We start from the raw sequence: 21,120 nt of genomic DNA, 5'->3' as shown, positions 1-21,120 counted from the left end.
TGATGAGGATTTTTTGTTTTATAACTATTCTATCCTATCCTATCAAACTATCATTTTGAAAGCATAATACTTTAAATGAGAAAAATACTCATGAAAAATGACTTGCATATATAATTATAAACATCAATTTATATTTGAAAAAGAAATAGTATTAAAAAGCCTCTGTTCAATCATTAGGACAGAGGCTTTTTACTTTATAATTTTATTTATGTTTGAATTACTCCCAAATTAAACTTATCTGTAATAGGAGAATTATTTGCAACTTCTATTCCTGCAGATATCAATTTTCTTGTGTCTAAGGGATTGATAATAGCATCAACCCAAATCCTAGCGGCTGAGTATTCTACTTTAGTTTGTTTAGTGTAGTTCTGAGTGATTTTCTCTACAAGTTCATTATGCTCTTCTGTTGTAATTTCCTTTCCTTGTTTTTTGAGAGTAGATTCTTGAATTTGAACTAAAACTTTTGCAGCTTGGGAACCTCCCATAACGGCTAATTGTGCCCAAGGCCAAGAAACGATTAATCTTGGATCATAAGCTTTTCCGCACATTGCATAATTCCCTGCTCCAAAAGAATTTCCTGTTATTATGGTAAATTTTGGAACTACGGAGTTGGCAACAGCATTTACCATTTTTGCGCCGTCTTTGATGATTCCTCCATGTTCTGATTTTGAACCTACCATAAAGCCAGTTACATCCTGTAAGAAAACCAAAGGAATTTTTCTTTGATTACAATTGGCTATAAATCTAGTGGCTTTATCTGCAGAATCTGAATAAATAACACCTCCAAACTGCATTTCACCTTTCCCAGATTTTACCATTTTTCTTTGATTGGCTACAATTCCTACTGACCAACCATCGATTCTTGCGGTAGCACAAATGATGGTTTTGCCATAATCTGGTTTATATTCTTCGTATGCTGAATTATCTACAAGTCTTTTAATAATTTCATAAGTGTCATATTGTTCGCTTCTAGAAGCGGGGATAATACCAAAAATTTCTTCTGGATTTTCTTTAGGAGGAAAACTTTCTGTCCTATCAAATCCTGCTTTTTCGAAATCACCAATAGATTTCATAATGTTTTTAATTCTGTCAAGAGCGTCTTTATCATCTTTGGCTTTGTAATCTGTAACACCAGAAATTTCGCAATGTGTAGTTGCTCCACCTAAAGTTTCATTGTCAATATTTTCACCGATTGCGGCTTTTACCAAGTAACTTCCAGCTAAGAAAATAGAACCTGTTTTATCTACAATCATGGCTTCGTCACTCATAATTGGAAGGTAAGCACCACCTGCTACACAACTTCCCATAATGGCAGAAATTTGGATGATTCCCATAGAAGACATTTTCGCATTATTTCTAAAAATTCTACCAAAATGTTCCTTGTCTGGGAAAATTTCGTCTTGCATAGGGAGATAAACACCAGCAGAATCTACCAAATAGATGATGGGCAGTCTGTTTTCCATGGCGATTTCTTGGGCTCTAAGGTTTTTCTTTCCTGTAATTGGGAACCAAGCTCCTGCTTTTACGGTAGCATCATTGGCTACAACGATGCATTGTTTACCTGAAATTTTACCAATTTTTACAACTACTCCAGCACTTGGACAACCACCATGTTCTTCATACATTTCGTGGCCTGCAAAAGCTGCTATTTCTATCGCTTCATCGTCATTATCAAGCAGATAAGCGATACGTTCTCTAGCGGTGAGTTTACCTTGTTCGTGTTGTTTTTGTAAAGCTTTTTCTCCTCCACCTTTTTTGATTTTGGCGTAGAGTTGATTAATTTCTGAAAGCCTGAGTTTATTAGTGTCTTCGTTTTTATTGAATTGTAAGTCCATAATTTATTTTGTGTCTCTAAAAATACACATTTTATAAAATATAAGAAATGAATTCTGAATGAGATGTACCATAAATTTTAATTTTAACTCTGAAAGTGATTTTATGACCGAACTGCGCCCGTGATGGAGCCATTGTTGGAGCTCTCCCGAAAAGAAATGGGAATGAATTTGGCTTTTCGGGAAGCGACTGGCGACAGCACGAAATTGGCGCCAAAAAAAATAAAAATTTAACTAATTTTTAAGAAATATTGAATCTTGGTTTTCCGTTATTTATAGAAAGAATTTAATGATTTATTTTTCCTAATTAGTTTTTATAGTTTATTATTTGAGCCACGCCCCGAATTTTCGAAGAAAATACGGGGCGTGTTTATAGGAATGAATTGAGGAAACGCAATGATAAATAGAAAATTAATGATATTTTTGTACAGAAAATTTGAGATATGTATAAAACTTCTACTTTTAGGCTTCATTTGATTGTTTTTTTATGGGGATTTACTGCTATTTTGGGAAAATTGATTCAGGCGAATGCAGAAGTTTTGGTTTTTTACAGAATGCTTTTCGCTTCGGTTTTTCTCTATTTATTCATTAGGATTATCAAAAAAGACAGCATAAAAGTTTCTAAGAAATTGCTCTTAAAATTAGTAGGAATAGGAAGTTTAATGGCATTTCATTGGTTGTTTTTCTTCAGTTCTATTAAGGTTTCTAATGTATCTATTGCGCTGAGTTGTCTGGGAACATCTACCTTGTTTGCCGCACTTCTGGAACCTCTTATTTTTAAAAGAAAAATTGACGTTTCGGAGATTGTGATGGGAATTGTTATTGTGATTTGTATTTCCTTAATTTTCAAAGTAGAATTTCAATATAAACTAGGGATTATTTACGGTTTAATTTGCGCTTTACTCGGAACTATTTTTTCAGTTTTTAATGGAAAATTATATGGCAAAACATCTTCTGGAAACATTATTTTCTATGAGATTTTCGGAGGTTTTCTGGTGATTAGTTTGTATTACGTTTTTTCTGGTCATATTTCACAAATTGGCGAAATAAGTTACCGTGATTTAGCGTTATTAACCTTATTGGCGAGTGTTTTTACAGCATATCCTATGTTTGAATCGGTGAATTTGATGAAGTACATTTCACCATTTACTCTTATTCTTACAGTAAATTTAGAGCCTATTTATGGAATTATATTGGCTTTTTTTATCTTTGGAGAATCAGAAAAAATGAGTGCTGTTTTTTATGGAGCATCTTTGGTTATGATTTTGGCAATTGTCATTAATGGAATCATTAAAGCCAGAAAAAAATCTAAAGAAATAGCGATAGAAAACACTCAAAAGTGATATTAAACAAATTTGATGAAAAAATATTTACTTGTTTTAACCTTTTTGTCAGTCATTGGCAACGCACAAATCGTAAGAAAATATTCTAACGAATTTCTCAATATTGGAGCTGGAGCCAGAGGTTTAGCAATGGGAGGAGCTGTGATTTCTAATCAAAATGATGTCTATGCTCCTATGTGGAATCCTGCTGGTTTGACAGAAGTAGAAAGCGATTGGCAAGGCGCAGCAATGCACGCAGAATATTTCGAATCTATTGCGAAATACGATTATATTTCTTTCGCCAAAGCGCTCGATTCTAAAGATGGAGTTTTGGGAATTTCTATTGTAAGACTAGGAGTTGATAATATTTTGAACACTACTCAGATGATAGATTCCGAAGGGAATATTGATTATGATAAAATTTCTAAATTTTCCACTTCAGATTATGCAGGAATTATTTCTTATGCTTTTCGTCCTGGTGGAAACCAAAAACTAAGCGTAGGAATTAATGCCAAAATCGTTTACAGAAATATTGGGAAATTTGCCAATGGTTTTGGGTTTGGATTTGATGTAGGAACGATTTATCGAGCAGATTCTGGTTACCAATTTGGAGCTATGCTGAGAGATGCAACGACTACGGTGAATTTTTGGAGCATCAACCAAAAAGAATTGTCAGCAGTAGTAAACGGAGAAGAATTCAATCCCGCTCCAAAAGATAAAATGGAAATTACCATGCCTAAATTGAATCTTGGCGTTTCCAAAAATTTCGAAATCAATAGAGATTTAGAATTATTGCCAGAAGCTGGTCTTAATGTAGATTTTGCCAAAACCGCCTCAGTAATTTCTACAGATTTTGCAAGTATTTCGCCTTATTTGGGTGCAGAACTCAGTTTCCAGAAAATGATTTTTGTGAGAGCGGGTCTCAATAGATTTCAAACCGTGACCGATATAGAAGACCTAAAACGCAAAGTTTCTATGCAGCCTAGCGCTGGAATTGGCATCAAATACAAGGGACTTACGCTAGATTACGCCATCACCAATACAGGAATTGGCGGCAGCAATTATTTCTCGAATTTCTTTTCTCTGAAATTGGATATGAGAGATTTTAGATATTAGAAGCAACCCGTTTTCAGTTTTTAATCACGTTTTCACCTGCTTTCGCCACTCGCTTTTTTGTTTTTTGTCATTCTGAGCAAAGTCGAAGAATCTATAAAAAACAAAAAGAGCTCAAACAAAGGCTCAATCAGAGCTATTTTTCACTTTCATTTCTTCGTAAACACGTTTTTTAGGAAATTAATTTCATTAGAACTTAATTATTTTTTACATTTACTTCACTAAAATTTCTCACAATGAAAAAATCATTTGCACTTGCTTTCTTGTTTTTCACGCTTATATTTTCCGCTCAAAATATTACCGATTACGAATACATTTATGTTCCCAAAAAGTTCAAAGATTTTGAAGCAAATGAATATAATCTCAATACCCTTTTGAAAAAATCTTTAGAAGCAAAGAAATATAAAGTAATTCAAGATGACATTGTAAATTGGCCTTTAGAATTAAGACAAAATCCTTGCAAAGTTTTAAATGCAGATTTGCTTAATGATTCTAACATGTTCAGAAACCGACTGAAATTACAATTTTCGAATTGCGAGAAAAACGTAATTTTTGAAACCAAAGGAAGTTCTATGATTAAGGATTTTGAGTTAGGTTATCAAGACGCGATGAATATTTCACTCAAAAATTTACAAAATTCTCAACCTAAAGAAATAGAAGTTTTAGCAAAACCAACTGAAAAAATCGCAGTAGAAACCGTTGTAGAAAAGCCAGTTCAGGCTGTAGTAGCTTCTTCAAATTCTGCAACTCCAGAAGTTTCCAAAAAAGCAGAAAGTTATAGCAATGGAACAATGAGTTTCCAAAAAATTCAGATTTCTAAAGATCAATTCATTTTGGTAAGTTCTAGTAGTTCTGTTCCTTTTGCCACGTTTAAAAATACTACAAAATCAGATGTTTACAGAGTCACTTTAGAAAATGGAACTTCTACACTAGGTTACACAGAAAACGGAAATCTGGTGATAGAAATTCCAACCAATGACGGGAATTATAAGAAAGAAGTTTTTACAGCGAAATAAAAAGCAGAGTATCAATTTTTTCTTTTTTTAACGGCAAAAGCGATTAAAGATTTATTTTATTCTAAGCTATCCAAAAGTAAAAAAAAGTGATTAGTGAAAACTTTTTTTACTTTTGATAAACTTGTTTTCAAATATTTCTTTTGTGTCTTTTGTGGTTTATAAATAAATCTTTTTATTGATTAAAAAACTCCCAAACAATTTTACCTTTCTGTTTCCCAAGAATTTCTTCCAAAGTTTCTAGGTTGGCTTCTTTTACTCGTTTTACAGATTTTAGTTTTTTCAGAAGCAATTCTATGGTTTTTTCGCCCACTCCAGGGATTTCTTCCAACTCAGATTTTATGGTATTGTTGGTTCTGCGAGTTCTGTGATGTTTAACACCAAAACGGTGCGCCTCGTCTCTTACTCTTTGCAGAATTTTCAAAGTTTCAGATTTTTTATCTAAATACAACGGAATTGGATCTTCTGGAAAGAAAATTTCTTCCAAACGTTTTGCAATACCTACAATCGTGATTTTTCCGTACAAACCCAATAATTTTAAACTTTTTACCGCAGACGAAAGTTGACCTTTTCCACCGTCAATCAAAATCAATTGCGGAAGATTTTCACCTTCATCTAGCATTCTTTTGTAACGTCTGTAAATCACTTCTTCCATCGTCGCAAAATCATTTGGACCTTCCACTGTTTTTACATGAAAAATTCTGTAATCAGATTTACTAGGTTTTCCATCTTTGAAAACGACACACGCCGAAACAGGATTACTTCCTTGAATATTAGAATTGTCAAAACCTTCAATATGTCTTGGTTCTACTGGCATTCTGAGCAGTTTTTGCATTTCTGCCATAATTCTGTTGGTGTGTCTTTCTGGATCTACAATTTGTACTTGTTTCAGTTTTTCCAGTCTGTATTCTTTGGCGTTTTTTTCAGAAAGTTCTACAATTCGTTTCTTATCGCCCACTTTTGGAACGATGAGTTTTATATTTGGGATTTCTATATTCAAATGAAAAGGAAGCAAAATTTCTTTGGATTCCGAAGCAAATTTTTGTCGGATTTCTATGAGTGCTTCTTCCAAAATTTCTTCATCGGTTTCTTCCAGCATTTTTTTGATTTCAGTAGTGAAACTTTGGACAATATTTCCGTTTCTAATTTTGAAGAAATTCACATAAGCAGCAGTTTCATCACTCGTCATTCCGAAAACATCTACATCATCTATGTTTGGATTTACAACCGTATTTCTTGCTTGGTAATCTTCTAAAATATCTAATCTTTCTTTTACATTTTGTGCCGCTTCAAATTCTAAATTGGCGGCAAAACGAAACATTTCGTCTTCTAAATATTTCCTCGCTTTTCGGAAATCTCCTTTGATAATTCCACGGATGGCGTCTATTTTTTCATCATAACTTTCCAGACTTTCTAAGCCTTCACAAGGACCTTTGCAATTTTTGATATGGTATTCTAAGCAAACTTTATATTTTCCGTCTTCAATTTTTTTCGGGGCCAAATCTAAATTGCAAGAACGAATTTTATACAAATTTTTAATCGTTTCCAACAAAATTTTGGCGGGACGAACTTTAGCATAAGGTCCGTAATATTCACTTCCATCTTTGATGATGGTTCTGGTCAGAAAAACGCGAGGAAAATTTTCGTTTTTGATGCAAATCCAAGGATAGGTTTTGTCGTCTTTCAACATCACGTTGTAAAACGGCTGATGTTCTTTTATCAGGTTATTTTCCAGTAAAAGTGCGTCATATTCAGAGTTTACAACGGTCGTTTCTAATCGTGCGATTTTAGAAACCATAATTCTGGTTCTGTAACCGTTTTGATTTTTGTTGAAATAAGAAAGCACTCTTTTCTTCAAATTTTTGGCTTTTCCTACATATAGAAGTTGACCGTTTTTATCGTAATAACGGTAAACTCCGGGTTCTGAAGGAAGTGTTTTGAGTTGAAGTTCGAGGTTTTCATTCATTGAACAAAAATAGTGAAAAAGTATCGAGATACGAGATACGTGTTTCGAGATTTTAACGTTTCATACAACCATCTCAATTATTTTTTCTCTGCTATTTCATTTCCATTGCTTCAATATAAATCGCTTTTCCTCTTGGCAAAAGAACAGGTTCAACAAATGGTTGTTCCTCCAAAATTTTCACAGAAATGATGGCAGATTTATCCAAAAGAAGATAATCTTTTTCATCTACGAAATGTTTGTTGAGCACAATTGGCAAGAATTGGTCTGCTTTTGAAATTTTAAATTCTTTAACAATATTTTTAAAATTTAGAAATTGAGTATTTGGTTTAGTTTTAAAGATTAAAACTCCATTTTTTGCTCTATAACCATATAATCCCGTTGCTCTTTCTCCTTTTATAACATTAATACTTTCAATGTTTTGAACATTAATAGCAGAGCAATCAGAAAAAGTTGGCATTCCGTCAATTACATAAAGTACATTTTGGAAGTTATTGTTATCTCGTATTTTTACATTCTGAGAGTTGTTAGAAATAATTTTTTCAAGGTTATTTTCTTGAGCAAAACTCATTTGAGCAAAAGACAAAGCAAGGAAAAATAATAATTTTTTCATGGTATTAATTTTTTATAAAGTTACAAATAAATCAATTCGGCTCCACCAATTTTTCTACCGAGATTTTCCATTGCAGATTGGTATAAATCAATTTGTTTTTGATGTTTTTCTGAAGGATTTCCTGTTTTAAAATCAATGATAAACCAAGCATCATTTATTTTTACCATTCTATCTGGTCTGTAGGTTTTTCCATCAATCATCAGTTCTCTTTCGCTTAAAACTTCTTGATTTTCTGCAAAATATTTCGGATGTTTTTCGATAATTTCAAAAATTCTTTCGGCGATTTCAGATTTTTCAGTTTCGGTGATTAATCCTTCTAAAAGATAAGATTTCAAAACTTTTTCTACATCGTTTTTAGTGTTAATTTTCGCCAGAATTTCGTGGGTGAAAATTCCGTTTCTTACTTTTTCGTTTCTTTCCTGATAATTTTTAGAAGGCGTCGCAATGGTAATATTAGCAGATTTTTCGTGCTTTTGAGTTAATGAAGAAATTTGTTGAGAAATGTGTTGTTTTTTTTCTTTTTTACTTTGTTTTCTCAGCGTATTTTCATCAATTTTAAAAACATCAAAACTGTCTAAATTTTCTACATTTTTAGATTTCAAGAAATCATAAATTTCAATGTTTGAAGGTTTTTCTGCACCTGTTTTACTGTCAGTTCCAGGTTTTTGAACATAAAGAAAAAGCTGTTCTACAGGTCTGGTTGTAGCTACATATTGCAAACACAATCGGTCGATAAAATTTTTGTAAGCATTTTCTTCGTTAAATTCAGAAATTTGGTCATCGTAGGTTTGTAATTTTTTGTCAAAACCACCAATATTTACCGATTTCAAAGCGGTATTTTCTTCCAAAGAAAACCAATCTTGAATTTTATTGTCTTTGTGCGCATTTTCCATCGGAAGAAAAACGATAGGGAATTCCAGACCTTTCGCTTTGTGAATGGTCATTAATTGAATAGCATCAATGTTTTCCGAAGCTTGAATGCTCGTATTTTTGCCTTCTTCTTCCCAAAATTGGAGAAAATCTTTCAAAGTAGCACCCGCATTTTGGGTGTAATTGTAAAGCAATTCCAAAAAATTGAGCAAGAAATCGGTTTCTTTATCTTTCACCGAAAATTCGTGAATGTAATATTCTATGAAATTGTACAAATTAAGATGCGGAAAATCTTCCTGTTTCAGCGCAACTCCATATTTTTCTTTGATGAAATTTTCAATATCTTTTTTGTTTTCGATGTCTAAAATTTCTTTCATTTCCACCGAAAAATCTTGCATTTTTATTCTGCCCAATTTTTCTAATTCATACATCATTTTCACCAAAAACCTTCTGTTTTTAGGGAATGTTTCCCAATACAAAAACTGAATCAAAGCTCGAAGTGTTCCCGAAAGTTCGAGTGTTAAACCTTTTTCTGAAATGGTTTTAATGTAGGTTTCTTCTCCTTTGTAATTCACTTTTAGATTTCCCAACAATTTAGAAAAATTGAAAATATCATTATTTCCTCGACAAAGAATGGTGATGTCGCTAAATTCAAATCCATTATTAATGCACTCTTGCAAATCTTGTTTCATTTTTTCGGTGCAATCTTGGTAATACGTTTCTTTCAAATCGTTTTCTAAAAAATGGACTTTCACTCTTCCTTCTTTTCCAGAAAAAGCACTTTGTTCAGCATCTTTTCCAAACAATTTTGCGTGTTCTTCATTCAGGTAACTTCCATAGAAATGATACAATTCATTGTTGAATTTCACAATGTTTTTGGCACTTCTAAAGTTTTGTTGAAGCGTCTCAATTTCCACTTCAATTGGCGAAAAATCTTTTTTATTGATAATGTCGAGCATTATTTCTGCATTCCCACCACGGAATCTATAAATGCTTTGTTTAGGGTCGCCAACTAACGTAAAACTAGAATTTTCGGTAGCGATATTGTGGTCACGAAGCGGAAGAAAATTCATCCATTGTAATGCAGAAGTATCTTGAAACTCATCAAAAAAATAATGCTGAAACTGTGTTCCTACTTTTTCATAAATGAATGCAGAAGGCTCGTTTCTAAGGTTTTCATTAATCAAAACATTAAATTTTGAAAGCAAAACCAAATCGTTTTCATCTTCAATTTGTTGCAATTGGTCTTGAATTTCTTTGTTGACTTTCAAAGGTAAAAGTGCTCGCAAAATTTTCTCTTTTTTCTCTCCGAGAATATAATTTTGAATAATTTTTCTGCGATTTTCTACCAAAATATCTAAAATAGAAAAAATAATTCCTTCTTTGTTTTTACTTTTTGCAGAAACTCCTTTTTGATAACTTTCTAGTTTTCGGTTTTCTTCGGCTTCGGTTTCGTAAAGTAAAGGTTCAGATTTTTCTATAATTCTATTGAAAAAACCGCCAATACCGTTTTTTCCATTGGCAAAATCTTCTATTTCTAAACCGTTGTTTTTAATTAAATCTAAAGAATCTTGGGCAATTTTTTTAGAATTTTCTTTCAGTTCTTTAATCTCAGTTCTGATGTTATTTTTGGTATTTTCATATGCTTTCCAATCGAAATCTTTATTTTCTTCGAGCCAATGATAATGCTTGTCATTCACAAATTCTTTGGCAGAATCGAGTAGGGTTTTGTTGATGTTGACACGCTCATTTTGGTCGAGACTGTAATTTACATAATCCAAAAAAGCTTCGGAAATTTGTTCGTCTTCGCCAATTTTATTCAGCATTTGATCTACCGCTTCAATCAAGAAAGGTTCTGGTTGAATTTCGAGATTAAAATTCTGCGCTAACCCCAATTCATAAGAAAAACTTCTCACCAATTTGGCGTTGAATTTATCAATCGTCCCGATGTTTAAAGTAGAGTAGTTGTGCAAAATATAATCGAGCACTTTTTGCGAACGCTGGTGTAAATCGTCTAATGTAATTTTCTTGCCTTGTTCTTCAAATTTTTGTTGAATTCCGAGTAATTTATCGTTTTCAGCGTAGTTTTCTTGTGTAAATTCTTTGAGCCAAGAAAGAATTCTCTCCTTCATTTCGTTGGCTGCTTTATTGGTAAACGTCAACGCCAAAATATGACGAATAGCGTCTTTTTGATATGGATTTTCAAGGCAAATCATCAACACTCTTTGTACCAAAGTGTAGGTTTTACCAGAACCAGCAGAAGCATTGATGGCGATGTATGGTTTCATTTTACTAATTTCTTGAAATTTTTTGGAAATAAAAAATTTTTAAAACCGCAAAAGTGACAAAAGAAATTATTGAAGTAAGCATTTCAAAAGTAAAAAAAAGTTTCAAATCGTTGAATAAAAAAATCCGTCCAAAAAAATTGAACGGATTTTAAAATTTATTGTTTCAGCGACACGCTGTTACATCATTCCTGGCATTCCGCCTCCCATTGGTGGCATTGCACTTTCAGGTTTTGGAACTTCTGTGATTACACATTCTGTAGTCAATAGCATTCCAGATACAGAAGCAGCGTTTTCTAAGGCAACTCTGGTTACTTTGGTTGGGTCTATAATTCCAGCTTCTAGCATGTTTACATACTCGTCAGATTTTGCATTATAACCGAAATCTCCGCTTCCTTCTGCTACTTTAGCTACAATTACAGAACCTTCACCACCTGCATTTGCTACGATTTGTCTCAATGGTTCTTCAATAGCTCTTTTTACGATTTTGATACCAGTAGATTCATCTTGGTTAGCTCCAGAAAGGTTGTCTAGTGCAGAAATGGCTCTTACTAAAGCAACACCACCACCTGCTACAATTCCTTCTTCTACAGCAGCTCTGGTTGCGTGAAGAGCATCGTCAACTCTATCTTTTTTCTCTTTCATTTCTACTTCAGAAGCGGCACCTACATAAAGAACAGCAACACCACCAGCTAATTTAGCCAATCTTTCTTGCAATTTTTCTTTATCGTAATCAGAAGTAGTAGATTCCATTTGAGCTTTTATTTGGTTTACTCTACCTTTGATTTCTTCTTCATTACCAGCACCGTTTACGATGGTTGTATTGTCTTTGTCGATAGTTACTTTTTCTGCTCTACCTAACATTTCAATAGTAACATTATCCATATTGAAACCTCTTTCTTCAGAAACAACTTGTCCACCAGTTAAGATTGCGATGTCTTCTAACATTGCTTTTCTTCTGTCTCCGAAACCTGGAGCTTTAACGGCAGCAATTTTAAGAGAACCTCTTAATTTGTTTACTACTAAAGTTGCTAAAGCTTCGCCTTCTACTTCTTCAGAAATAATTAAAAGAGATTTTCCTTGTTGAGCAACTGGTTCTAAAACTGGCAATAATTCTTTCATTGAAGAGATTTTTTTCTCAACTAAAAGAATATAAGGATTGTCTAATTCAGCCACCATTTTCTCAGCATTGGTCACGAAATATGGAGATTGGTAACCTCTGTCGAATTGCATACCTTCTACTACATCTACAGTAGTATCAGTACCTTTTGCTTCTTCTACAGTGATTACACCTTCTTTACCTACTTTAGAGAAAGCTTCAGCGATTAATGAACCTATAGTATCGTCATTATTTGCAGAAATAGAAGCTACTTGTCTGATTTTTTCAGCAGAATCACCTACAGATTGAGATTGAGATTTAAGATTTTCAACAACAGCAGTTACCGCTTTGTCAATTCCTCTTTTTAAATCCATAGGATTAGCACCAGCTGCAACGTTTTTAAGACCTTCTCTTACGATAGCTTGAGCTAAAACAGTAGCGGTAGTAGTACCATCACCTGCAATATCATTGGTTTTAGAAGCTACTTCTTTCACCATTTGAGCGCCCATGTTTTCTACTTTGTCTTCTAGCTCAATTTCTTTCGCTACAGAAACTCCGTCTTTAGTTACGTGAGGAGCACCGAAAGCTTTCTCAATTACTACGTTTCTACCTTTTGGTCCTAAAGTTACTTTTACTGCATTTGCTAATGCATCAACACCTCTTTTTAGAGCGTCTCTTGATTCAATATCGAATTTAATTTCTTTTGCCATAATTTTTAGATTTTAAGATACTAGACACAAGAGCCTAGATTTTTAAATTTTTAAAATTTCTTGATTCTTGGATTAGCCAATGATTCCTAATAAATCACTTTCTCTTACAATTAAATAATCTTTACCGTCTAGTTTTAATTCTGAACCGGCATATTTACCGTAAAGTACTCTGTCACCAACTTTTACTGTCATTGGTTCGTCTGGTTTTCCGTTGCCAACAGCAACTACAGTTCCTTCTTGTGGTTTTTCTTTTGCGGTATCAGGAATGATGATTCCTGAAGCTGTTTTAGTTTCTGCTTGTACAGGTTCTACTAAAACTCTGTCTGCTAATGGTTTAAAATTTACTGACATATGTATAATTATTTTTAAATTTTCTGTGATGGAATTCTCCAATTCTGTGCCAATGGTAATTCTGCAATATAAATTGAAAATTGAGAGATAATTTGGCAGATTTTTCTCAAATTGGAGTGAAATTTTGGCAGAAAAAAGCCACTCTATTTTGTGAGTGGCTTCAGGGTTATATCAATTATTTAAGCTTTAGTTTTTCTTTCCTGCGGCTTGCATTGGGTTTACCATTCCTGCAGCAGCTCCTCTTCTTCTGTTTTCTTGGTTCTGTTTGAACACTTGGAATTTAGAAGTGCTTTCTGGTGTAACTTTATCAGCAGTCCATAAGTTATTAGTGGTGTCAATATCGGCAGTTTCTAACATTGGGTCTAACTGAATTGACTTTAATTTTTTGTCAAAATAGTATGTTTTAGAAACTTTTTTCTCGTCTGATCTCCAGATTTGCGCTGGGATTTTATCGTTTAATTTAGTTCCATCTTCGAAAGTGAATTCTAAGATAAGAGGCATTACCATTCCTCCTTTGTTAGAGAAGTCAATTTGGTAGCCTGTGATATTTTTTAGATTTTCTCTTTCTTTATTGTCAAGATTTTTCGGAGCTTCACCTTTGATGGTATATTCTTTTTGAGTGTCTACTTTTTCTAAACCTCTTGCGTATCTCCAGTAGAAATCTCTTAAAGATTGGTCTTCATCAGTTTTGAAAGTAATTTTCTTATCTTCTTTATTTCTGATTTTAGAAATATCTTCGAAGTCATTTACTTGTGGTTCGTCTACTTTGTATTTAAAATCTCTAGCCTGAGGTTTTCCGTCAAAATCTGGAGTTGCCACAGTAACTTTGTCAATTGCGATATCTACTGCATCTGTGCTGTAGAACCATCCTCTCCAGAACCAATCTAAATCTTCTCCAGACGCATCTTCCATCGTTCTGAATAAATCTGCAGGTTCTGGATGTCTGAACGCCCATCTTTTAGAATATGTCTTGAAAGCTTTGTCAAAAAGTTCTCTTCCCATGATGGTTTCTCTCAAAATATTAAGACCAGTTGCAGGTTTTGCGTAAGCATTAGGGCCGAAATGAATAATGTTTTCAGAGTTGGTCATAATAGGCTCTAATTGGTCTTTTGGCAATTTCATGTAGTTCACAATAGTGTGAGCTGGTCCTCTTCTTGATGGGAATTTATTATCCCAAAGTTCTTCGGTAAGATATTCTACAAAGGTATTAAGACCTTCATCCATCCAAGACCATTGTCTTTCGTCTGAATTGATAATCATTGGGAAGAAATTATGTCCTACTTCGTGGATAATTACTCCAATCATTCCGTTTTTAATTCCTTCTGAATAGGTTCCGTCTTTTTCTGTTCTACCATAGTTGAAACAAATCATAGGATATTCCATACCATTTGACGCTTCTATAGATTGTGCTACTGGATATGGATAAGGAATGGTAAATTCTGAATAGGTTTTAATCGTATGAGCTACTGCTTTAGTAGAATATTTTCTGTATAAATTGTATGCTTCTTTTGGATAAAGACTCATACACATTACTTTATTGTTATTTTCTTCAATGAGTTGAGGCATTGCATCCCAAATAAATTTTCTAGAAGAAGTCCAAGCGAAATCTCTTACATTTTCTGCTTCGAAAGTCCAAGTTTTTCTGTTTTTTGATTTAGATTTTTCTGCTTTTTTAGCTTCATCTAGTGTAACGATTTCTATAGGTTCTTTAGTATTTTGCGCTTTTTGCCATCTTGCAAATTGTTCAGCGGTTAAAACTTCTGAGAAATTTTTTCCAGAACCTGTAGAAGCTACAATATGATCAGCAGGAACATTCATATTTACTTTGAAATTTCCAAAAGTAAGGGTGAATTCTCCACGACCTGTAAATTGGTGATTTTGCCAACCTTGATTGTCAGAATACACACAAAGTCTAGGATACCATTGTGTCATGGTAAAAAGGTGGTTGCCATCTTCTGGGAAGAATTCATAACCGCCTCTTCCTCCTTGCTTCATTCTATCAGGAATGTTATAATTCCAATCAATTTTAAATTTAAAAGTTTCGCCTTTTTTTAATTTTTTAGGTAAATCTATTCTCATCATGGTTTTATTAACTACATAAGAAAGTGCATTACCATTAGCATCTGTTACTTTTTCTAAATTAATCCCGAAACCATTATCTTTTACGGGTAATTCAGTAGCTTTTAATCTATCAGATGAAATTTGTTTAGCTAGAGTAGAAGAAGATTGATAACCTGCATCTTTTGTGTTGCTGGTGTCATTCTCATCTAATTGTAACCAAAGATATTCTAATTCGTCTGGCGAATTATTGTAATAAGTAATTGTTTCTGAGCCTTTTAAGTTAAGTTTTTCCTCGTCTAGATATGCATTGATTTCATAATCAGCACGTTGTTGCCAATATTCATGACCAGGTGCTCCAGAAGCGGTTCTGTAACTGTTTGGCGTAGGTAAAATGGTTCCTAGTTGCTCAAATTTATTCCCATGATTGCTCCCAGGATTATTCTGGTGATTTTGGGCGGAAGTACTTACGAAAGCGTAAAGAAAAACAAAAATACTTAGAACTTTTTTCATTATAAATTTTTAATTTTTATCGATTTGTCAACAAATATAAAAATTTGTTACAACAGAGCATGTTTTTTTTATAAAAAATAACTGTTAATGTAGTTTTATGCAGATAAAATTGATTAAGGAATTCTTTCTAAGGCCATTTTTAGTGCAAAAATGAAGATAGGAACAGATATAATGTAAATCCAAATTTTATTAGAAAGTTTCAGAACTTCCGAGAAAATATAATGTATGAATAGTGCGATGGCTACGACTACAATTTGCCCTAATTCAAGTCCTACATTAAATCCAAATAAAGGTAAAGTAATGTCTTGTTCACTTGCGAGCATCATTCTTACAGAATTGGCAAATCCCATTCCGTGAATTAAGCCGAATAATAAAGCCAAATAATAATTGAGTTGAATGAGTTTTTTCTCGTTTTTAGAAAAAATAATGTTGTCTAAAGCAGTGAAAACAATAGTGCAAGGAATTAAAAATTCTACCCAATCAGAAGGAAACCTGAATACATCTAATGCGCTTAAAACCAATGTTAAAGAATGCCCAATCGTAAAAGCAGTTACTAGAATTAAAACTTTTTTCCAATCTCTAAAACTGAAAATAGCAATGAGTGCCAAAATGAATAATTGATGATCTAGAGCGTCTTTTGAGATGATGTGTTCCCAACCTAATTGTAAATAAAATAAAAAATCTTGCATATTTTAAAATTTGAGTTACGAAAATAATGATTAATTTCGGAACGGATTTTGAAATAATGAACGCATGAAAAAATTCTTCTTACTTTTTACTTTTTTACTGGCTTTTGTAGTTTCGGCGAAACCTATTCATCCTTATCATGTTGGTTCGGTGGAAATTAATTATAATGCTAAAACCAAAACTTTTGAGATTTCGGCCAAATTTTTCTTAGACGATTTAGAAAATAGTCTTAATGCCAAGTATAATAAAACGTTACACTTTGGCGAGGAAAAAAGTAAAGCAGGATTAGACCAAGTTCTAGAAAATTATTTTGCAGAATATTTTAAATTGAAATCTAATAATAAATTTCTAAAAATCAATTATTTAGGTTTTGAAGAAGATAAAGAATCTGTCAATGTTTATCTAGAATCTGAAGCAACAGAAATGCCTAAAAAAGTAGAAACCGCAGTGAGTTTATTGTATAGTTTTTTTGATGATCAAATGAACATTGTACACATTATTGTAAATGGCGAACGAAAAAGTTCTAAACTAAACTATCCGGATCGATATCTGTATCAGATTTTTTAAAATTATCATTCAAGGAAATGCAGAACTGATATAAATCTGGGAAAAATTCTTCGTAACAAGAGCGCAAAAACTCTTTGTGATGCTGGAAAAATCCATATACAGGAATAGAATTGTCTAGATATTTTGCTTTATTCAATACATTATTAATGCTGTATTCCATTCCCCAATCAAAACGATAATTGTAGAGCCAATTATCTTTTTCCATTCTAGGAAGCACTTTTCTGAAATTTTCAGGTAAAAGAGCTTCATGTTTATTAAGAACTTGGTAAACATGAGCGGTAAAATCACGCCACTCTTTGGCAGATTTTACATTTTTATCATTGGCTAAAAAATAATCAAAAACCACATCTACAAAAGCACCAGAATACAACCTTACAATCGGTTGGAAAACGGTTTTGGCTTCTAAAACTTTTGGGTGAACATCCGTAAATGCATCAATAGCTCTGTGCAGCGTAATTCCTTGCTGAATTCCTTCTGATAAGTGATCTCGCTTTTTATTTTTAATGAAATCACCAATCAAATTCCCCACGATTTGCTCATCGGTAAAAGAAAGGTAAGTATGTGCAAGGAAATTCATTTAGTCTAGAATTGTCTATTAAAGTTATTAATTATTATTTTCAAATTTAAAAAAATTATTAATTACAAGTCTCGAAAATATAATGCCGAGAATAATACTGAGTATAATAAAAATAATTAAATGGTTACTATTTGGTTCAGGGCCTACATGATGCATAATGTCATCCATATATAAAAATTTCATCCAAAATGGAGGAGTTCCTGCTTCTGGAGAATGATAGGTACAAGCATCTGGAAATGGTAATTTTGGAGAAATTATATAAAAATCTAGATACCCAATTAATACTCCACAAATTATTGTAAAAATTGGAATAAAAAGCCAATAAAGAAAATATTTTTTCATTTTTAGAATTCTTTAAAAAAGTTTTTCGTGGAACTCTTCTATTTTACTCACTTCTTCTATTTTAATTCCAAACTTTCTTTTAGGAATTTTGTTGAGGTTGGAAACAAAAATCTTTTCGTAACCCAATTTTTCTGCTTCCGAAATTCTTTGTTCAATTTGAGGAATCGGTCTAATTTCTCCACTCAAACCTATTTCGCCCGCAAAACAATATTTCTCAGAAATGGCTAGATCTTCGTTGCTGCTCAAAACAGCTGCAATTACCGCCAAATCAAGAGCTGGATCATCTGTTTTTATTCCACCAGTAATATTGAGAAAAACGTCTTTTGCACCCAACATAAAACCAGCGCGTTTTTCTAAAACAGCAAGAAGCATATTTAGTCTTTTACTGTCAAAACCAGTACAACTGCGTTGTGGAGTTCCGTAAACTGCAGTAGAAACCAAAGCTTGAATTTCTAGAAGCATCGGCCTGTTTCCTTCCAAAGTAACGGCAACTGCATTCCCAGAAAGTTCTTCAAATTTTTTGGTGATTAAGATTTCCGAAGGGTTTTTAATTTCTTTTAAACCTTGAGTCACCATTTCGTAAATACCAATTTCTTGTGTAGAACCAAAACGGTTTTTCTGAGCTCTTAGCAATCTGAAAAGGTGATTTCTGTCTCCGTCAAAATTCAAAACTACGTCTACCATGTGTTCCAGAACTTTTGGGCCGGCAATTTGTCCGTCTTTGGTAATGTGACCAACTAAAATAACTGGGATGTTTTTTTCTTTGGCAAATTTTATCAATTCTCCAGAACATTCTCTAATCTGCGAAACCGTTCCTGCAGCACTTTCTAGCAATTGAGATTGTAAAGTTTGAATAGAATCTACAATCATCAAATCTGGCTGAAGATTTTTGGCTTCCATCAATATTTTTTCGATAGAAGTTTCGGTGTAGAGGAAACAATTTGGGTTTTGAATATCTGTAATTCTGTCGGCACGCATTTTAATTTGCGAAGCGCTTTCTTCGCCAGAAACATAAAGAATTTTCTTCTTCATTTTTAAGGCAAGTTGGAGTAGGAGCGTAGATTTACCAATTCCAGGTTCGCCACCAATGAGAATAACGGAGCCTAGAACAATTCCGCCTCCTAAAACACGGTTCAGCTCTTCTGAAACAGTTTTCAGACGAATTTCTGTTCCTGTTTCTACTTCGGTAATGTTGATGATTTTTTGTTTCCCGCTTCCTAGAATATCATAGTGAGAAGATTTTTTTTCTACAATTTCTTCTACTAGGGTATTCCACTCTCCACAGTTTTTGCATTGTCCGTGCCATTGCGGATATTGTGTTCCACATTTCTGACAATAGTATGCTGTTTTTATTTTTGCCACAGATTTATAATTGATAAATGATGTTGCAATTTACAGAATTTTTGAAATAATTAATCGTTTTTGGGACTTTAGTCAAAATCCATTAACTTTGCACAAACCTAATCTAATGAGTAAAAAGAATACCAAATACATATTTGTGACAGGAGGTGTAACTTCGTCTTTGGGAAAAGGCATTGTTTCGGCTTCTCTTGGCCTGCTTTTAAAATCCCGAGGATTTAATGTAACCATCCAAAAGCTTGACCCTTACATTAATATAGATCCAGGAACGCTTAATCCTTATGAGCATGGAGAATGTTATGTAACGGAAGATGGTGCAGAAACCGACCTAGATTTGGGTCACTACGAAAGATTTCTAGATTCTGCCACTTCTCAGAATAATAACGTTACTACAGGAAAAATCTATCAGACTGTAATAGAAAAAGAAAGAAAAGGAGATTTTCTAGGAAAAACCGTTCAGGTAATTCCGCATATTACCAATGAAATTAAACGAAGAATAAAAATTCTTGCCAAAGAAAATTACGACATTATCATCACAGAAATTGGCGGAACAGTAGGCGATATAGAATCATTACCTTATATAGAAAGTGTTCGTCAATTAAGATGGGAACTCGGCGAAAATAATTCTATGGTCATTCATCTTACCTTGCTTCCTTACCTTGCTGCAAGTGGTGAATTGAAAACCAAACCTTCTCAGCATTCCGTAAGACAATTGATGGAAAGCGGAATTCAAGCAGATGTTTTGGTGTGCAGAACAGAGCATAAAATTACCAAAGAAATTAAAGCTAAACTGGCACAATTCTGTAACGTTCCTGCAGAAAATGTAATCGAAAGTATAGATGTAGAAACGATTTATCAAGTTCCGTTAGAATTACAAAAACAAAAATTTGATGAAGTGGTTCTTAAGGAATTGGCTTTGCCAGTGAATCAAGAATCTGATTTGAAAGATTGGAAAAACTTCCTTAAAAAATATAAAAATCCTAAGAAAAAAGTTGAAATTGCTTTAGTTGGAAAATATGTTTCGCTTCAAGATTCTTATAAATCTATTGCCGAAGCATTTATTCATGCAGGAGCTTCTCAAGATACTGAAGTAAAACTGAGATGGGTTTACAGTGGCGATTTAACCGAAGAAAATTTATCAGAAAACTTCAAAGGAATTGATGCAATGCTTATCGCACCAGGTTTTGGCGATAGAGGAATAGAAGGAAAAATTTTGGCGGCAAAATTTGCGAGAGAAAATAAAATTCCACTTTTGGGCATTTGTTTAGGAATGCAGATTATGACCATCGAATTTGCGAGAAATGTTTTGGGATTAAAAGATGCCAATTCTGCTGAATTTGATTTAACGACTAAAAATCCTGTTATTTCTTTAATGGAAGAACAAAAAAATGTAGTGGATAAAGGTGGTACGATGAGGTTAGGTGCTTGGAAATGTCAATTAAAACCTCATACTAAACTTATAGAAATCTACGGAAATAAAAATATAACCGAAAGACATCGTCATCGCTACGAATTTAACTCAGATTATTTAGATGATTTCGAGAAAAATGGATTGTATGCTTCGGGAATTAATCCAGATACTAAATTAGTAGAAACTTTGGAGCTGAAAAATCATCCTTTTTATATAGGTGTTCAGTATCACCCAGAATATAAAAGTACTGTAGCTACACCGCATCCGCTGTTTGTAGCTTTGGTGAAAGCAGCTGCAGAAAAATAAATCTTAAACTCTCATTTTTTGAGAGTTTAATTTTTTAGAAATGACAATCTGACAAAAAATTCATATTTTTGTCACCCAAATTAATAAGGAATGCTATTTGAGAAAATTAAATCTCAAATCTTAAATTTC

Annotated in this window: 16 protein-coding genes; 5 read left to right on the top strand and 11 right to left on the bottom strand. The window is 33.2% G+C overall.

Features of this window, described 5'->3' with window-relative positions:
• Positions 1 to 206: 206 nt before the first annotated feature.
• Positions 207 to 1,835 (bottom strand): acyl-CoA carboxylase subunit beta, encoded by a 1,629-nt coding sequence (locus C3729_RS11150; protein WP_104794221.1) that lies wholly within the window; start codon positions 1,833 to 1,835, stop codon positions 207 to 209.
• A gap of 440 nt (positions 1,836 to 2,275) precedes the next feature.
• Here C3729_RS11150 and C3729_RS11145 point away from each other — a divergent pair, with 440 nt between their 5' ends.
• The 3 genes from C3729_RS11145 (at position 2,276) to C3729_RS11135 (ending at position 5,283) form a co-directional block, all read left to right on the top strand.
• The gene (locus tag C3729_RS11145; RefSeq protein ID WP_104794220.1) at positions 2,276 to 3,175 is read left to right on the top strand and encodes a DMT family transporter; all 900 of its coding nucleotides are present in this window, start codon (positions 2,276 to 2,278) and stop codon (positions 3,173 to 3,175) included.
• 15 nt (positions 3,176 to 3,190) lie between these two features.
• Positions 3,191 to 4,270 carry a PorV/PorQ family protein gene (locus C3729_RS11140; protein WP_185117742.1) on the top strand — a complete coding sequence of 360 codons (1,080 nt, stop codon included), beginning with the start codon at positions 3,191 to 3,193 and terminating at the stop codon, positions 4,268 to 4,270.
• A gap of 233 nt (positions 4,271 to 4,503) precedes the next feature.
• The gene (locus C3729_RS11135; protein ID WP_104794218.1) at positions 4,504 to 5,283 is read left to right on the top strand and encodes a hypothetical protein; all 780 of its coding nucleotides are present in this window, start codon (positions 4,504 to 4,506) and stop codon (positions 5,281 to 5,283) included.
• A gap of 172 nt (positions 5,284 to 5,455) precedes the next feature.
• On the opposite strand, the gene uvrC is transcribed toward C3729_RS11135, so the two are convergent.
• The 7 genes from uvrC to C3729_RS11100 form a co-directional block, all read right to left on the bottom strand.
• On the bottom strand, positions 5,456 to 7,246 hold the full coding sequence (gene uvrC / locus C3729_RS11130) for an excinuclease ABC subunit UvrC (protein WP_104794217.1): 1,791 nt from the start codon (positions 7,244 to 7,246) through the stop codon (positions 5,456 to 5,458).
• A 91-nt stretch (positions 7,247 to 7,337) separates the two neighbouring features.
• The gene (locus C3729_RS11125; protein ID WP_104794216.1) at positions 7,338 to 7,856 is read right to left on the bottom strand and encodes a TonB-dependent receptor plug domain-containing protein; all 519 of its coding nucleotides are present in this window, start codon (positions 7,854 to 7,856) and stop codon (positions 7,338 to 7,340) included.
• 20 nt (positions 7,857 to 7,876) lie between these two features.
• Positions 7,877 to 11,014 (bottom strand): UvrD-helicase domain-containing protein, encoded by a 3,138-nt coding sequence (locus tag C3729_RS11120; protein WP_104794215.1) that lies wholly within the window; start codon positions 11,012 to 11,014, stop codon positions 7,877 to 7,879.
• Between the two features lie 177 nt (positions 11,015 to 11,191).
• A complete protein-coding gene (gene groL, locus C3729_RS11115; RefSeq protein WP_104794214.1) occupies positions 11,192 to 12,820 on the bottom strand; it encodes a chaperonin GroEL in 1,629 nt (542 codons plus the stop codon).
• A gap of 72 nt (positions 12,821 to 12,892) precedes the next feature.
• Positions 12,893 to 13,171: a co-chaperone GroES gene (groES, locus tag C3729_RS11110; RefSeq protein ID WP_069800539.1), complete on the bottom strand. Its 279-nt coding sequence runs from the start codon at positions 13,169 to 13,171 to the stop codon at positions 12,893 to 12,895.
• A gap of 186 nt (positions 13,172 to 13,357) precedes the next feature.
• The gene (locus C3729_RS11105; protein ID WP_104794213.1) at positions 13,358 to 15,742 is read right to left on the bottom strand and encodes a M1 family metallopeptidase; all 2,385 of its coding nucleotides are present in this window, start codon (positions 15,740 to 15,742) and stop codon (positions 13,358 to 13,360) included.
• 113 nt (positions 15,743 to 15,855) lie between these two features.
• Entirely contained in the window at positions 15,856 to 16,431 is a 576-nt protein-coding gene (locus tag C3729_RS11100; RefSeq protein WP_104794212.1) for a HupE/UreJ family protein, read from the bottom strand.
• Between the two features lie 64 nt (positions 16,432 to 16,495).
• Between C3729_RS11100 and C3729_RS11095 the strand changes: the two genes are divergently transcribed.
• Entirely contained in the window at positions 16,496 to 16,996 is a 501-nt protein-coding gene (locus C3729_RS11095; protein WP_104794211.1) for a DUF6702 family protein, read from the top strand.
• Here the strand turns inward: C3729_RS11095 and C3729_RS11090 are convergent.
• From C3729_RS11090 to radA, 3 genes are read right to left on the bottom strand one after another with little or no spacing between them, the layout of a single operon-like run.
• Positions 16,953 to 17,573 carry an ACP phosphodiesterase gene (locus C3729_RS11090; RefSeq protein WP_104794210.1) on the bottom strand — a complete coding sequence of 207 codons (621 nt, stop codon included), beginning with the start codon at positions 17,571 to 17,573 and terminating at the stop codon, positions 16,953 to 16,955. The genes C3729_RS11095 and C3729_RS11090 overlap by 44 nt on opposite strands.
• Positions 17,574 to 17,600: 27 nt before the next feature.
• The gene (locus C3729_RS11085; RefSeq protein ID WP_104794209.1) at positions 17,601 to 17,915 is read right to left on the bottom strand and encodes a hypothetical protein; all 315 of its coding nucleotides are present in this window, start codon (positions 17,913 to 17,915) and stop codon (positions 17,601 to 17,603) included.
• Positions 17,916 to 17,927: 12 nt separating this feature from the next.
• On the bottom strand, positions 17,928 to 19,277 hold the full coding sequence (gene radA / locus C3729_RS11080; RefSeq protein WP_104794208.1) for a DNA repair protein RadA: 1,350 nt from the start codon (positions 19,275 to 19,277) through the stop codon (positions 17,928 to 17,930).
• Positions 19,278 to 19,383: 106 nt separating this feature from the next.
• Here radA and C3729_RS11075 point away from each other — a divergent pair, with 106 nt between their 5' ends.
• Entirely contained in the window at positions 19,384 to 20,991 is a 1,608-nt protein-coding gene (locus C3729_RS11075; RefSeq protein WP_104794207.1) for a CTP synthase, read from the top strand.
• Positions 20,992 to 21,120 lie beyond the last annotated feature (129 nt).

The organism is Cloacibacterium normanense, assembly GCF_002943105.1.
In the GTDB taxonomy this organism is placed as follows: domain Bacteria; phylum Bacteroidota; class Bacteroidia; order Flavobacteriales; family Weeksellaceae; genus Cloacibacterium.
The sequence above is the reverse complement of the archived record's forward strand: the minus strand, read 5'-3'. Positions and strand labels throughout refer to the sequence as shown.

Bases quoted from the DNA above. Each gene is read 5' to 3' on its own strand.
- C3729_RS11135 (WP_104794218.1), top strand. From the start codon at position 4,504: ATGAAAAAATCATTTGCACTTGCTTTCTTGTTTTTCACGCTTATATTT.
- C3729_RS11085 (WP_104794209.1), bottom strand. From the start codon at position 17,915: ATGAAAAAATATTTTCTTTATTGGCTTTTTATTCCAATTTTTACAATA.
- groL (WP_104794214.1), bottom strand. From the start codon at position 12,820: ATGGCAAAAGAAATTAAATTCGATATTGAATCAAGAGACGCTCTAAAA.
- C3729_RS11105 (WP_104794213.1), bottom strand. From the start codon at position 15,742: ATGAAAAAAGTTCTAAGTATTTTTGTTTTTCTTTACGCTTTCGTAAGT.
- uvrC (WP_104794217.1), bottom strand. From the start codon at position 7,246: ATGAATGAAAACCTCGAACTTCAACTCAAAACACTTCCTTCAGAACCC.
- C3729_RS11145 (WP_104794220.1), top strand. From the start codon at position 2,276: ATGTATAAAACTTCTACTTTTAGGCTTCATTTGATTGTTTTTTTATGG.
- C3729_RS11125 (WP_104794216.1), bottom strand. From the start codon at position 7,856: ATGAAAAAATTATTATTTTTCCTTGCTTTGTCTTTTGCTCAAATGAGT.
- C3729_RS11120 (WP_104794215.1), bottom strand. From the start codon at position 11,014: ATGAAACCATACATCGCCATCAATGCTTCTGCTGGTTCTGGTAAAACC.
- C3729_RS11150 (WP_104794221.1), bottom strand. From the start codon at position 1,835: ATGGACTTACAATTCAATAAAAACGAAGACACTAATAAACTCAGGCTT.
- C3729_RS11075 (WP_104794207.1), top strand. From the start codon at position 19,384: ATGAGTAAAAAGAATACCAAATACATATTTGTGACAGGAGGTGTAACT.
- C3729_RS11140 (WP_185117742.1), top strand. From the start codon at position 3,191: ATGAAAAAATATTTACTTGTTTTAACCTTTTTGTCAGTCATTGGCAAC.
- C3729_RS11090 (WP_104794210.1), bottom strand. From the start codon at position 17,573: ATGAATTTCCTTGCACATACTTACCTTTCTTTTACCGATGAGCAAATC.
- C3729_RS11095 (WP_104794211.1), top strand. From the start codon at position 16,496: ATGAAAAAATTCTTCTTACTTTTTACTTTTTTACTGGCTTTTGTAGTT.
- groES (WP_069800539.1), bottom strand. From the start codon at position 13,171: ATGTCAGTAAATTTTAAACCATTAGCAGACAGAGTTTTAGTAGAACCT.
- C3729_RS11100 (WP_104794212.1), bottom strand. From the start codon at position 16,431: ATGCAAGATTTTTTATTTTATTTACAATTAGGTTGGGAACACATCATC.